The 13848-nt window shown below is 76.0% G+C and carries 9 protein-coding genes; 5 read left to right on the forward strand and 4 right to left on the reverse strand.

Translation table 11 applies throughout. The features are described from left to right. A partial coding sequence (locus tag Q7L73_RS25215; RefSeq protein WP_304715703.1) for a formimidoylglutamate deiminase occupies window positions 1-1241 on the forward strand: 1241 nt, incomplete at its 5' end. Here the strand turns inward: Q7L73_RS25215 and Q7L73_RS25220 are convergent. After that, window positions 1238-2005, reverse strand: a complete 768-nt coding sequence (locus tag Q7L73_RS25220) for an IclR family transcriptional regulator (RefSeq protein ID WP_304694475.1) — start codon at window positions 2003-2005, stop codon at window positions 1238-1240. The two genes, Q7L73_RS25215 and Q7L73_RS25220, sit on opposite strands and share 4 nt — an antisense overlap. 81 nt (window positions 2006-2086) lie before the next feature. Between Q7L73_RS25220 and hutH the strand changes: the two genes are divergently transcribed. Next, on the forward strand, window positions 2087-3637 hold the full coding sequence (gene hutH, locus Q7L73_RS25225; protein WP_304694477.1) for a histidine ammonia-lyase: 1551 nt from the start codon (window positions 2087-2089) through the stop codon (window positions 3635-3637). 18 nt (window positions 3638-3655) lie between these two features. Here the strand turns inward: hutH and Q7L73_RS25230 are convergent, their stop codons facing one another. Further along, window positions 3656-4252, reverse strand: a complete 597-nt coding sequence (locus Q7L73_RS25230; protein WP_304694479.1) for a TetR/AcrR family transcriptional regulator — start codon at window positions 4250-4252, stop codon at window positions 3656-3658. A 114-nt stretch (window positions 4253-4366) separates the two neighbouring features. On the opposite strand from Q7L73_RS25230, the gene Q7L73_RS25235 reads away from it, so the two are divergent. Continuing rightward, window positions 4367-4945: a DUF308 domain-containing protein gene (locus Q7L73_RS25235; RefSeq protein WP_304694480.1), complete on the forward strand. Its 579-nt coding sequence runs from the start codon at window positions 4367-4369 to the stop codon at window positions 4943-4945. On the opposite strand, the gene Q7L73_RS25240 is transcribed toward Q7L73_RS25235, so the two are convergent. Continuing rightward, on the reverse strand, window positions 4923-8726 hold the full coding sequence (locus tag Q7L73_RS25240) for an Ig-like domain-containing protein (protein ID WP_304694482.1): 3804 nt from the start codon (window positions 8724-8726) through the stop codon (window positions 4923-4925). The genes Q7L73_RS25235 and Q7L73_RS25240 overlap by 23 nt on opposite strands. A 163-nt stretch (window positions 8727-8889) precedes the next feature. Between Q7L73_RS25240 and Q7L73_RS25245 the strand changes: the two genes are divergently transcribed. After that, the gene (locus Q7L73_RS25245) at window positions 8890-11874 is read left to right on the forward strand and encodes a hypothetical protein (RefSeq protein WP_304694484.1); all 2985 of its coding nucleotides are present in this window, start codon (window positions 8890-8892) and stop codon (window positions 11872-11874) included. A 30-nt stretch (window positions 11875-11904) separates the two neighbouring features. On the opposite strand, the gene Q7L73_RS25250 is transcribed toward Q7L73_RS25245, so the two are convergent. Continuing rightward, window positions 11905-12483: a type 1 glutamine amidotransferase domain-containing protein gene (locus Q7L73_RS25250; protein ID WP_304694486.1), complete on the reverse strand. Its 579-nt coding sequence runs from the start codon at window positions 12481-12483 to the stop codon at window positions 11905-11907. Between the two features lie 123 nt (window positions 12484-12606). Here Q7L73_RS25250 and Q7L73_RS25255 point away from each other — a divergent pair, with 123 nt between their 5' ends. Then, window positions 12607-13776 (forward strand): NAD(P)/FAD-dependent oxidoreductase, encoded by a 1170-nt coding sequence (locus Q7L73_RS25255; RefSeq protein WP_304694488.1) that lies wholly within the window; start codon window positions 12607-12609, stop codon window positions 13774-13776. Window positions 13777-13848 lie beyond the last annotated feature (72 nt).

Raw genomic sequence — 13848 nt, forward strand, 5'->3', positions numbered from 1 at the left:
GCCGCGCCCGCGCTCGCCGCGCCTGCGCCTGCGCCCGCCGCGCCCGCGCCCGCCGCGCCCGCGCCTGCCGCGCCTGCCGCCATGGAGCCACTGCGATGACCGACCTGCACGCGATCCCCGCGATGGCCAACGCCCACTCGCACGCGTTCCAGCGCGACATGCGCGGGGCGGCCGAGCGGCCGGCGCCGGAGGCGAACGCGCGCGACGACTTCTGGAGCTGGCGCACGGCGATGTTCGCCGCCGCCGACCGGCTCGACCCGGAGCGGATGCGCGACGTCGCCGCGCGCGTCTACGGTGAGATGCGCGCCGCCGGCTACGGCGTCGTCGGCGAGTTCCATTACGTCCACCACCAGCCCGACGGCACGCCGTACGCGGAGCCGAACGCGCTCGCGCACGCCGTCGCCGAAGGCGCGCGCGACGTTGGGCTGGCGATCGTGCTGATCCCGGCCGCCTACCACCGCAACGGCTGGGACGGCCGCGACCGCCCGCCGGCCGGCGGCCAGCGGCGCTTCTGCGATCCCGACGTCGAGCGCTTCCTCGCGCGCGTCGACGCGCTGCGCGGGTGGGCGGCGGGGCGGCCGGGCGTCAGCGTCGCGGTCGCGGCGCACAGCGTGCGGGCCGTGCCGGCTTCGTGGCTGGAGGCGATCGCCGCCTACGCGGAGGCGCACGGCCTGCCGCGTCACGTGCACGCGCACGAGCAGCGGCGCGAGCTGGCGGAGTGCGCGGCGGAGCACGGCTGCTCGCCGATCGAGCTGCTGCGGCGCAGCGGCTTCCTCGGCCCGTCCACGAGCGTGATCCACGGCGTCCACGTCAGCGCCGCCGACGTGCGGGCGCTGGCGCAGACCGACACGATCGTCGTCTCCTGCCCGACGACCGAGGGCAACCTCGGCGACGGGCACCTGCCGGCGATGGTCTACCGCGAGGCGGGCGTGCGGCTCGCGATCGGCTCCGACTCGCAGGTGCGCGTCGACCCGTTCGAGGAGGTGCGCGAGCTGGAGACCGGCGCCCGCCGCGAGCGCGAGCTGCGCGCCGGGCTGCTGGCCGGCGCGCCCGGCGGCGACCTGTGGGCGGAGCTGGTCGCCAACGGCCGCGCGAGCCTCGGCCTCGACGCCGCCGCGCCGCCCGTCGGGATCGACCTCGCGCATCCGCAGATCGCCGGCATCGCGCCGGAGGACCTCGCACGCGCCTGGGCGACCTGCGCGTCGGCGTCGGTCGTGGGGGAGCCGGCGCCGGCGCCCTAGGAGGCGATCCGCCCGTGCATCCGCCCGGCGATCGCGTCGGCGGCGGTGACGATCTGCTGCGCGAGCGCGCGGCGGGCGGGCTCGTCCACGTCCGCCGAGGGGAAGGTCAGCGCCACCGCCGCCTGCGGACGGCCGGTGTGGTCGACGACCGCCGCCGCGACCGACGCGAACGCGGGCGTGACGGAGCCGTCCTCGACCGCCCAGCCGTTGCGGCGCGTCTCCACGAGCGCCGCCCGCAGCTCGGTCAGCGACGCCGGGCCGCTGTCGTGCCGCCGCACCAGGTCCCGCCGCGACGGCCACATCGCGCGCACCTGCTGCTGCGGCAGGGCGGCCAGCATCGCGAGGCCGCTGGCGGTCAGCGTCGCCGGCAGGCGCACGCCGACGTCGGTCACGAGGCTCGGCCGGCCGGGCGCGCGCTCCTCCAGCAGGTAGAGCGTGTCGCGCCCGTCGAGCACGGCGAAATGCCCGCTGTGGGTAGTGTCGTGGACGAGCCTCGCAAGCACCGTGCGGGCGATCCAGCGCAGCGGCTCCTGGCGCGCGTAGGCGGAGCCCAGCTCGTACGCCGCGGTGCCGAGGCCGTAGCGGCGCTCCTCCGGCAGGTGGACGACGAAGTCGCGCTCGCGCAGGACGCCCAGCAGGTGGTAGACGGTCGAGCGCGGCAGGCCGAGGTCGCGCGCGATCGCCGACGCCGGCATCGGCGCGACGTGGCGGCCGAGCAGCGCGAGCAGGTCGAGCGCCTGGGCGGCGGCGGGAGCGTTGGCCATCGCCTCGCGATCATCTCAGATACGAGACACAACCCGCCGCGGGCGGATGACAGCGCGCTCGCGCTCGCCTTCAATGCGGCCATGGGAACCACGACCGCAGCGGTGACCGTCGGCGTCGGGCCGGTGACGCCCGACGAGGTCGTCGACGTCGCCCGCCGCGGCACTCCGGTCGTGCTCGCGGACGAGGCGCTGGAGCAGATCGACCGCAGCCGCGCGGTGATCGACGGGCTCGCCGGCGATCCGCACCCGCACTACGGCGTCTCGACCGGCTTCGGCGCGCTCGCGCTGCGCCACATCCCCGCCGAGCTGCGCGTCCAGCTGCAGCACAGCCTGATCCGCAGCCACGCCGCCGGCAGCGGCCCGGAGGTCGAGCGCGAGGTCGTGCGCGCGACGATGCTGCTGCGGCTGTCGACGCTCGCGACCGGCCGCACCGGCGTGCGGCGCGAGACGGCGAGCGCCTACGCGGCGATGCTCGCCGCCGGGATCACGCCGGTCGTGCACGAGTACGGCTCGCTCGGCTGCTCCGGCGACCTCGCGCCGCTCGCGCACTGCGCGCTGGCGCTGACGGGGGAGGGGCCGGTGCGCGACGCATCCGGCGAGCTGCGCGAGGCCGCCGCGGCGCTTGCCGAGGCCGGCGTCGAGCCGGTCACGCTCGCCGAGAAGGAGGGGCTCGCGCTGATCAACGGCACCGACGGGATGCTCGGCATGCTGCTGCTCGCGCTCGCCGACCTGCGCACGCTGCTGAGCACCGCCGACGTCGCCGCGGCGATGAGCGTCGAGGGGCTGCTCGGCACCGACGCGGTCTTCGCCGCCGACCTGCACGCGCTGCGCCCGCAGGCCGGCCAGGCCGCCTCGGCGGCCAACATCCGCGCGCTGCTGGCCGGCAGCGCGATCGTCGCCAGCCACCGCGGTGTGGAGGACACACGTGTCCAGGACGCCTACTCGCTGCGCTGCGCGCCGGCCGTCGCGGGCGGCGCGCGCGACACCGTCGACCACGCCGCGCGGGTCGCGCAGCAGGAGCTGGCGGCGGCGGTCGACAACCCGGTCGTGACGCCCGACGGCCGCGTCGAGTCCAACGGCAACTTCCACGGCGCACCGCTCGCCTACGTGCTCGACTTCCTCGCGATCGTCGCCGCCGACATCGCCAGCATCTCCGAGCGTCGCACCGATCGCTTCCTCGACGCCGCTCGCAGCCACGGCCTGCCGGCCTTCCTCGCCGAGCAGCCGGGCGTCGACTCGGGCTACATGATCGCCCAGTACACGCAGGCGGCGCTCGTCTCCGAGCTGAAGCGGCTGGCGGTGCCGGCGTCGGTCGACTCGATCCCCAGCTCGGCGATGCAGGAGGACCACGTCTCGATGGGCTGGTCGGCCGCGCGCAAGCTGCGCAAGGCCGTCGACGCGCTCACGCGCGTGCTCGCGATCGAGCTGCTGACCGCCGGCCGCGGCCTGCGCCTGCGCGCCCCGCTGGAGCCGGCCGCCGCGACCGCCGCGGTGCTCGCGGAGCTGGAGACGCGGATCGCGCTGACCGGCCCCGACCGCTTCCTCGCGCCCGAGATCGAGGCGGCGGTCGAGCTGGTCCGCGACGGCCGCGTGCGGGCGGCGGCGGAGCGCGTCACCGGGCCGCTGGCCTGACGCGCGGCGCCGGCCGCCTCAGCGCGCCGAGCCGCCAGCGGACCGCAGCAGCTCGCTGACGCTCTGCTGGAACGTCTGCGCCACGCGCGCGGAGTCGCCGAGGTGGCCGCCGACCATCGCGCCGTCGCGCAGGATCACGTACTGGAGCGCCGCCTCCTCGGGCTGGGAGTGGCCGGCGGCGGTGAAGGCGTCGCGGATGGCGCCGAGGAACCAGTCGCGGTGGGCGACGACGGCGCGGCGGATCGGGTCGTCGGGATCCTCGAACTCGGCCGCGGCGCAGATGAAGGCGCAGCCGTGGAAGCCGGGCTGCTCGATCTGCCGCGCGATGTCGGCGGCGACGGCCTCCAGCAGGCGCTCCGGCGCGTCGTGCGCTGCGGCGAGCGCGGCGAAGCCCGCCTCGATCGCGTCATGTGCCGCCTGCAGATAGGCGAGCACCAGATCCTGCTTGCTCGCGAAGTGGCGGTAGAAGGTCGCGCGCGTGACCGCGCCCTCCGACACGATGCGGTCGACGCCGACGCTGTTGATCCCCTCGGCGTAGAAGATCGCCGAGGCCGTGCCGAGCAGCCGGTCGCGTGCCGCGGAGGCCTTGGCCGGTGGGAGATCGGCGATCTGCATCGTGCGGCGACGTTAGCAGAGAAAGAACGATCGTTCTTGACAGGCGAGCGTGCGCCTGCTTCTCTGTTGGGCAATAGTAGAACGAACGTTCTTTCTTTTATGCGAGGAGTGCTCATGGCCGTATCTGCGCCCGTCCAATCGTTCAACCCGATCGCCCTGCGGATCGCGCCGGTGCGGGCGGCGATCGCGCTCGTGTGGGCGGCGGCGCTGGTGCTTGCGGTCGGCGACCGCGTTCCGACGACGGCCTCCGAGCTGCCCGTGGCGGTGGCGCTGCTGCTGACCGCCTATCCGCTCATCGACGCGGCCGCGTCGCTCGTCGAGGCGCGCTCGCGGGCCGGCGGCTCGGCGCGCGTGCTGCTGCTCAACGCGGGGCTCGGCGCCGCCGCCGCGGTCGGGCTCGCGCTGGCGACCTTCACGGGCGACGCCGGGGCGGCGCTCGTCGTCTTCGGCGCCTGGGCGTCGCTGTCCGGCGCGGTCCAGCTCGGCGTCGCGCTGCGGCGCCGCCGCGACGGCGGCCGGCAGTGGCCGCTGATCGTCAGCGGCGGGCTCTCGACCGTCGTCGGCCTGAGCTTCGTCGCGGCCGCGGGCAAGCACGACGCGCAGCTCGCGATGCTGGCCGGCTACGCCGCGTTCGGCGCCGTGCTGTACCTCGTCTGGACCGTCCGCGCGCTCAGCGGCGGCGGCCGCCGCTGACCGTCACGCGCGCCGTCTTCACGACCGCTCTGCCGCCGCTGGGCGTGAACGTCACGGTCAGCGTGACCTTCGCCGCGCGCACGCCTCTGAGGGCGGCCTTCGCACGGCGGCCGGGCTTCAGCGTCAGGCGCTTGGCACCGGCCGTGGCGACCTTCGCGGCCGCGCTGCCGTACGCGATCCGCTTGCCCTTCAGCGCGACCGTCGCGGTGACCTTCACGCGGCCGGCGCGCGGGAGCGTCAGCGCCAACGCGATCGCCGTCCCTCTCACCGTCGGCTTCGCGAGCGAGAAGGCGCTCGCCGGGACCGCCGGGGTCGGTGTCGGGCCGGCGGGCGTCGGGCCGGGCGGGGCCGGGTCGGTCGGCGTCGGGGCCGGCACCGGGTTCGTGGGGGTCGGGCCGGGCGGCGTCGGGTCGGTCGGTCTCGGGTCGGTGGGGTCCGTCGGATCGGTCGGGTCCGGATCCGGGTCGGGCGCGGGCACGCCGGTCAGCGTCTGCACGGCGGAGTCGTCGCTCGTCTCCGCGACGCCGTCGACCTCGGCGGCCTGGTGGAAGACCGCCGTCTGCGCGCCCGTGCGGACGCTGACGGAGAGCGACCAGGCGCCGTTGCCGTCGGCCGTCGTGCTCTTGGCGGCGCCGTCGAAGCTGCCGCTGACGGTCGCGCCGGGGCGGGCGCTGCCCGTGATCGTGAAGGCGCCCGTGGTCGCCGTCGCCGGCAGCGTGAACGCCGGCGGCGCGAGCAGCGGCGTCGCGGTCACGACGACGTCCGGCCGCGACGGCAGGCTGATCGAGCCGGCGCCGCCGGGCTGCTGGCGCGCGCTGAGCGTGTTCACACGCGATGCGGCGCGGAGTGTGCGGCTCCACTCGCCGCTGATGGCGTCGGCGGTCGTCGTGAAGGTGGTCACGACGCTCGCGCCCGCGCTGCGGGCGACGGAGACCGTCGCGCCCGGCTCGGCCGTGCCGGAGACGACGATCGGGTCGCCGGCCGCGACCGTCGCGGCGCTGTCGAGCTGCAGCGTCGGCCGCGCCGGCAGCACCTCGACGCTGCGGGCCGTGCTCAGCGGGCCGGACAGGCTCCCGCCGACGCGCTGGGAGGCCGTCACCGTATGCACGCCGCGTGTCGCAGCGAGCGTGACCGCGAACGCCCCGTCGGCGCCGGCGGTCGTGCTCTGCGCGGACGTCGCGCCGCCGTCGAGGAAGAGGTCGACCGCGGCGTGCGGGTCGGCCGTGCCGGCGACCTCGATCGCGCCGTCGCCGAGCTCGCTCCCGTCGGGATGCGTCAGCGTCGGCGCGGGCGGCACGACCGTCACGGCGAGCGAGGCGTCGGCGCCGCTGACCCCGTCGAGGCGCTGACTGATCGAGAGCGTGTGGTCGCCGTAAGCGAGCGGCGTGCTCGTCGTCGCCGACCACGCCCCGCTCGTCGCGTCGGCGGTCGCGGTCGCGAGCGTCGTCGCCCCGGCGGCGACGGTCACCGTCGCGCCGGGCAGCGCGTCGCCCGCGACCTCGAAGGTCGCCTGCACGAGATCGCCGGAGCCAGGCGACGACACGCTCGGCGTGCCGACGCCGGTCGCGTGCGCCGCGGCCGACTCGGCCGACTCGCCGGGGTCGGCGCCGGCCAGTTCCTGCGTCGCCGTGAAGGCGTTGTCGCCCGCGTGCGTAGTCACGGACGCGGTCCAGTCGCCGCTCGCGTCGGCGACGGCGTCGCCGGCCGCAGCGCCGTCGTGGCGCAGCAGCACGACCGCGTGCGGCAGCGCTCTGCCGGCCAGCGCGACGGTCGCGCCCGGAAGCACCGTCGCCGGGCCGTCGAGTGCCAGGGTCGGCGCGGCCAGCAGCGGCGCGGCGGGGTCGACGACGACGGAGAGCGCCGATCTCAGCACGAACGCGCCGTACGTCTCGAGGATCGTCAGCGTGTGCGGCCCGTCTGTGAGCGGCGCGGTCGTGCGCAGCGCCCACGCGCCGGTCGCGGTCGCGGTCGCAGCGGCGATCTCGGTGTCGTCCTCGTCGAGGACGGTCAGCGCCACGTCGGAGTGGGCGCTGCCGCGGATCGAGAAGCGCGGGCGCACGTGCGCGCCGGCGAGCGGCAGCGTCACCTCCGGCGGGACGGGCACGACCGTCACCGCGACCGTCGACTCCGCGCTCTCCACGCCGTCGAACGTCTGCGTCACGTGCAGGGTGTGCGGGCCCTCGCTGAGTGGATCGAGCGCGACGGCGAAGCTGCCGCCCGGCGCGACGGTCCCGCTGCCGATCGGCGTCCCGCTCTCGTCGGCGACCGCGATGGCGGCGCCTGCCAGTCCGCTTCCCTCGACGGTCGGCGTCGGGAAGACCTCGTCGCCGGCCTGCGGGGAGCTGAGCGGCGGGGCGTAGACGCCGACGACGGTCGGGCCGTCGGCGACGAACAGGCCGCGCTGGACCTGCAGCGCGTTGTCGCCGTCGACCAGCGTCACGCTCGCGCTCCAGGTTCCCTCCGGTGTCACCGTGACCGGCAGGCCGACGGCGGCGCCGTTGACCTTCACCTGCACGGCGGTGCCCGGGTGGCCGGTGCCGGAGACCGGGAGGCTCGTGCCGCTGCGGGCGGCGGTGACGCCGCCGTCGGCGGCGATCGTCGGCGGCGCCTCGGTGACCTCGAGCGGGACGTGGACGGTCTCACCGTCGAGCGTGGCGGTCATGTCGGCGGTGCCGGTCGCGAGCGGCGTCGTCAGCGTCGCCGTCGCCGCCCCTCTCGCGAGCGGGGCCGACGCGTGGCCGAACGTGCCGAGCGTCGTCGCGAAGCCGACGCTCGCGCCGGGGAAGTCGGTCGCGAACGGATCGCCGGCGCTGTCGTGGTCGAGCGCGGCCGTCACGGTGGCCGTGGAACCGGCGGAGACGGACGCTGGGTCGACCGAGGCGCCGAGCACGAGCCGCGGCGCGATCGTCGTCTGGTTGACGGTTCCGGGACCGGTCAGCGTCGCGCAGCCGGGCCCGTTCGGCCCGGCGTTGCAGCCCCACCAGTTGCGGCGGGCGTCGACCGGGCCGCCGTCGTTGTAGAGCCCGTTCGCGATCGACGGCGAGAAGCTGTTGCCGGTGAGCGTGGCGAGGTTGGTGCCCGCATAGGTGAGGAAGCCGTATGTGCCGCTGGTGAAGCTGCTGTCGGTGATCGTCAGCGGGCCGTTGCCGCCGCTGATCAGGCCTGCGTAGGCCGCGGCCGGGGAGAAGGTCGTGTCGCTGATCGTCGCCGAGTCACCGGTGAAGTACATCGCGTCGTTGATGGTCTCCAGCAGCAGGCCCGAGGTGACGATGCTCGAGCCGGCGTAGACGCCGGTCCGCAGGTGCGTGAAGACGGAGTTGCGGACAGTCGTCGGGTTGAGGCTGTAGAGGCCGAACGAGCCGTCGGCGGCCGCGTAGTTCTGCGACTGGAAGGTCACGCCGTCGAACGCGATGTCGTCGGCCTGGACGATGAAGCCGAAACCGCCGTTCGTGACCGCGATCCGCGCCGTGTCGCCGCTCTGGCGCTGCGCCGGCACGCCGGCCTGCGGGCCGGACCAGGTCACCTTCGCCACCGTCATGAAGCTCGTGTCGGGCAGGTAGTCGCCCGCCGTGAGGTGGACGGTGTCGGCCTCGGGCGTGGCGCTCGCCTGCGACTGGACGTAGTTGAAGCTGCCGCACGGCTGCGCCTGCGTCTGGCAGTTGCCGCTGTTCACCCCGGTGGGAGAGAGATAGAGGTCCGCGGCCCCGGCGGCGGATGCGAGCGGACCGGCGCACAGCAGCGCGGCTGCGGCGGCGATGGAGGAGAGCAGTCGAGCGGCCATGTGTGCGCCTAACGTCGTCAGGTCGGTCGCGCGACTTGAGCGCGCACGCGTCATCCTCGTCGGTTGCGCAGCGGCGCCCGGCGCAGGATGGCCGGAAACGGCCATCCGCAGTTGGCCCGAACGGGCGAAGTCGTGGCGGCGGCGTGCCAGTTGAATCGGCGCCATGCCGATCGCCGCCGTCATCCGCTCCGTCCTGCTCGCGCTCGTCCTGCTGCTCGCGGGCGCCTTCGCCGCGTCCGCCGCCGAGCTGCGGCAGACGCGGCTGGTCGACCGCCCCGACGGCGTCGGGCCGCTGCCGTTCGACGGCGTCAGCGGCGCGCAGCTGGGGCGCCACGCGCTCTCCGCCGACGGCCGCTTCGTCGTCTTCTGCTCGAGCAGCGACGTGCTGCTCGACGGCGACGACGACAGCTCCCGCCACGTCTACCGGCTCGATCGCGCCACGGGCGCGCTGCGGCAGGTCGACACGCGGCCCGACGGCGGCCAGCTTCCGTCGCTCTCCGAGCTGTCGGACGCGTCTGTCAGCGCCGACGGCCGCTTCGTCGCGTTCCAGTCGTGGACCCGCGACGGGCGCGTCGTCGACGTCAAGGACCTCGTCAGCGGAAGCCTCACCACGGCCTCGCGCGGCGACGGCGCAGACGGGGCGCTCGTGCAGTCGCCGTGGGCGCCGGAGATCTCGGGCGACGGCCGCCACGTCGTCTTCCTCGCCGACAGTCCCGTCCACGCGGCCAACGGCGACGGCGGCAGCGACGGCTCCGACGCGTTCGTGCGCGACCTCGACGCGCAGCGGACGTGGGTGGTCAGCGTCAGCACGAGCGGCGCGGTCGGCGGCCAGGTCGACGCCGCGGCGCCGCCGGCGATCTCCTACGACGGCAGCACGGCGGCGTTCGTGACTGCGGCGCCGCTGGTCGCGAGCGACGGCGACGCGCTCGCCGACGCGTACGTGCGTCAGAACATCGGCGGCGTCGCGGTGACGTGGCAGGCGAGCAGCGGGCTGCCCAACGCCGCGGAGCAGGTCGACGTCGCCGGCGACGGCGGCATGATCGCGCTGGAGAGCTCCCGTGCGATCTACCAGGCGTCGCTGACCGCCTCCGGGGTCGGCCCGCTGACGCGCGTGTCGCTGCCGCGTCCCGGCGTCACGGCGCCGGCCGAGGGGGAGGCGCCGCAGTTCGAGCCGGTCGCGGCGGCGACGCAGGCGCCGCGGCGGCTGTCCTTCCTGTCGTCGCAGCGGCTCGATGCCGCCGACCGCAACGACGCCGACGATCTCTACACGGTCGATCAGGCGCAGGCGGGCAGCGGCGCGGCGGTGCGGCTCGCGACCTCCGGCACCGCCGCGCACGACGTCGCGACGGGCGCGACCGCGGACGGCGGCGCCACGATCGTGTTCGAGGCGCCGGCGGCGGACCTGCCGGGCGGCGGCGACAGCTTCGGCGAGATCGCCCTCCGCACCGGCAGCGGCGACGTGCTGCTGTCGCGGCCCGCCGGCACGCCGCCGGGCGCCGTCGCGGGCGCGGACCTGTACTCCGCGCAGGCGGTCAGCGACGACGGGCAGACGGTCGCGTTCGTGGCGGCGGGCAGCGCCTTCGGCAGCCCGCCGGCCGCGCCCGGCGATCAGCAGCCGCCGCGGCAGGTGCTGGTCCGGCGGCTGGACAAGGGGCGCACGATGCTCGCCAGCCACACCACCAGCGGCGCCGGAACGGCCGCCGGCGCCGACATGCCGCAGCTCGACGCCGCCGGCGACCGGGTCGCGTTCCTCAGCGCCGGCGCCGACCTGGGCGCCGCCAACCCGACGCACCATCTGCAGGCGTGGGTGAGCGACCTCTCCAGCGGCCGGGTCGAGCTGGTCAGCCGGACCGCCGCCGGCCAGCCGCTGCCCGACGGCGTCCAGCGGATCGCGCTGTCGGACGACGGCACGCACCTCGCCTACCTCAGCAGCAGCGGCGGCCGGCCGGGCGTGCCGGACGACAACCTCACGCACGCCTTCGTCGTCGACCTGCTCAGCGGCGCGACGCAGCTCGCCGACCGCGCCGCCGGCGCGGCCGGGGCGCTCGCCGACAGATCGTCGCGCTTCCTCGCGCTCGACGGCGACGGCGGCCGCGTCGCGTTCGGCTCGAGCGCGAGCAACCTCGGCGCCGGCAGACCGCCGACCGGCCTCGACCTCGTCTACGTGCGCGACCTCGCGGACGCCACGACGACGTGGGTCTCGCGTCCGCAGGACGGGACGCTCGCGCACGCGGACAGCAACCGCGTCGCGCTCGACCGCTCCGGCACCCGCGTCGCCTTCGACCAGGACAGCGGCGGCTTCGGGCACGGGCAGCGCGACGGCACGGTGGCGATCTTCGTCGCCGACCTGGCGGCGGGCACGATGACGCTCGCATCGCTGGACCCGGCCGGCGGGCAGGTCGGTCACGCCGCCGAGCTGTCGCTCAGCGCCGACGGCCGCACGATCGCGTTCACCGAGGTGCGCGACGTCGGCTTCGTCGTCTACCGGCGCGACCTCGCCGGCGGCGTCACGACCGCGGAGTCGCTGCGGCTCGACGGCTCGCTCCCGCTCACCGGCACCGGCTGGGCGAGCATCAGCGGCGACGGCCGCTGCGTCGCGTTCGCGGCGCAGGGGACGGGCTTCGAGGCGGACGGCTACGGGCCGGACTTCGCGCACGTCCACCTGCGCTGCCCGGCCGGCGCGCCGCCCGGCGGTGAGCTGCGCCCGCCCGCGCCGCCGGCCAGAGCGCCGCCGCCCGCGCGCCGGCCGGACCGCACCGCGCCGCGGATCTCCAAGGCGCGGCTGACCCGCACCCGCTTCGCGACCGGCGGCCGCGCGCGCCGCGGGCGCGCCGTCGGCAGCGCGTTCGCGTTCACCCTCTCGGAGGCGGCCACGATCAAGATCGCGATCACCCGCCGCGCTACCGGCCGCCGCAGGGGCGCGCGCTGCGTCGCACCGCGCCGCGGACGCGGCAGACGCTGCACGCGGACGCTGACCGTCATGCGCCTGAGCAGGAGCGCGCGGCGCGGCTCCGTGCGGATCGCCTTCCGCGGCCGCGCCGGCCGCACGACGCTCGCGCCCGGCCGCTACCGCGCCGCGCTGGTCGCGCGCGACGCCGCCGGCAACGCCTCGCGCCCGGTCACGCTCGCGTTCACGGTGGTGCGCTGATGCGGGGCGTGGCTCTTGCCGCCGTCGCGCTCAGGCCGTCGCGCCCTCGTCGTGGACCTTGTGGCGGCCTTCGGCGAACTCCTCGACGAGCTTCGCGCAGAAGGCCGGCAGGTCGTCCGGGTTGCGGCTGGAGACGAGGCCCTGGTCGGTGACGACCTCCTCGTCGACCCATCTGCCGCCGGCGTTGACGATGTCGGTTCTGACGCTCGGGTAGGAGGTGATCGTGCGGCCGCGGACGAGGTCGGCTTCGACCAGCGACCAGGGGCCGTGGCAGATCACGCCGACCGGCTTGCCGGTCTTGAAGTACGCCTGCAGGAACCTGATCGCGGTCTCGTCGACGCGCAGGTTGTCAGGGTTGGCGACGCCGCCGGGCAGGACGAGGCCGTCGTAGTCGGCCGGGTCCGCGTCGCCGACGAGCTTGTCGACCGCGAATCTGCCGGCCGGGTTGATGTCGTGTCTGGTCGCCTGGATCTCGCCGTCGTGGATCGACAGCAGCACCGTTCTGGCGCCGGCGTCGGTGACCGCCTTGCGCGGCTCTTCCAGCTCGACCTGCTCGACGCCGTCGGCGGCGAGGATCGCGATCGTCTTGCCGTTCAGTTCGTTGGCCATCGTTCGTTCGCTCCTGATCTCGGGTCCGCTGCTCCGCTACCCGGCGGTCGGCCCGACTACGCGACGAGCTTCGGGGGTAGCGGACGGCGATGAACACCGTGATGCCGACGTGCTGACGATTCGATGAGCGAGCGCCACGGGCTGCTGGCGATCGGCGGCGGCCCCGCCGCGCTGGCGGCGGCGCGCGCGTACCGCGCGGCCGGCGGGCGCGGCGCGGTCGCGCTCGTCGCCGACGAGCAGACGATCCCCTACCAGCGGCCGCCGCTGACGAAGCAGCTGCTGCGCGGCGAGGGCGACGAGCGCGAGCTGCCGCTGGAGTCCGAGCAGTGGCTGCGTGAGCACGGGATCGCGCTCGTCGCGACGCGCGCGCTGGCGCTCGACCCGGCGGCGCGCAGGGTCGCGCTCGCCGACGGCCGCGAGCTGGCGTACGAGCGCTGCCTGCTGGCGACCGGCGCCGAGCCGGTGCGGCTGCCGGTGCCAGGCGCCGACGACCCGCGCGTGCGGGTGCTGCGGACCCGCCACCAGCTCCACCAGCTGCTCGCCCGGCTCGACGCCGGCGCGCCGGTCGTCGTGATCGGCTCCGGCTTCATCGGCTGCGAGGCGGCGGCGTCGCTGCGCCGCCGCGGGAACCCGGTGACGCTCGTCTCGGCCGAGCCGGCGCCGCTGGCGGCACGGCTCGGCGACGCGGTCGCGGCACGGCTGCGCGGCTGGCTGGAGCAGGAGGGCGTCGAGCTGGTCGTGGACGCCGAGGTCGAGCGGATCGAGCACGGCGAGCAGCTCGCGGAGGTGGTCGCCGGCGGGCGGCGCTGCAGCGGCGCGGTCGTGCTGATGGCGGCCGGGATGCGGCCGCGCGCCGAGCTGGCGCGCGCCGCCGGGATCGTGCTGGAGGAGGGCGCGGTCGCCGTCGACGTGACGATGCGGACGTCGGCCGGCAGTGTTCTCGCGGCCGGCGACGTCTGCCGCGCCGAGCACGCCTTCGCCGGCCGGCGGCTGCGCGTCGAGCACTGGGGCGACGCGCTCGCGCACGGTGAGATCGCCGGCCGCACCGCCGCCGGCGCGCCGGCCCGCTGGGAGGCGGTCCCCGGCTTCTGGTCGACGATCGGCGATCGCACGCTCAAGCACGCCGCCTGGGGTGACGGCCACGCCGAGGTCGAGCTGCGCGACCACCCGGACGGCGGCTTCACCGCCTCGTATCGCGACGCCGCCGGCCGGCTCGTCGGCGTGCTCGCGCACGACGCCGACGACGACTACGAGCGCGGCCGCGACCAGATCGTCGCGGACGCGCGCGAGTGAGCCCGATCGTCCGCGCTGCGAGACCCGCCCGCGCCGGGCCTGCGCTCCTCAGCTCCTCTCGCAGACGCGCGG

It is taken from the genome of Conexibacter sp. CPCC 205762 (assembly GCF_030646155.1).
In the GTDB taxonomy this organism is placed as follows: Bacteria; Actinomycetota; Thermoleophilia; order Solirubrobacterales; family Solirubrobacteraceae; genus Conexibacter.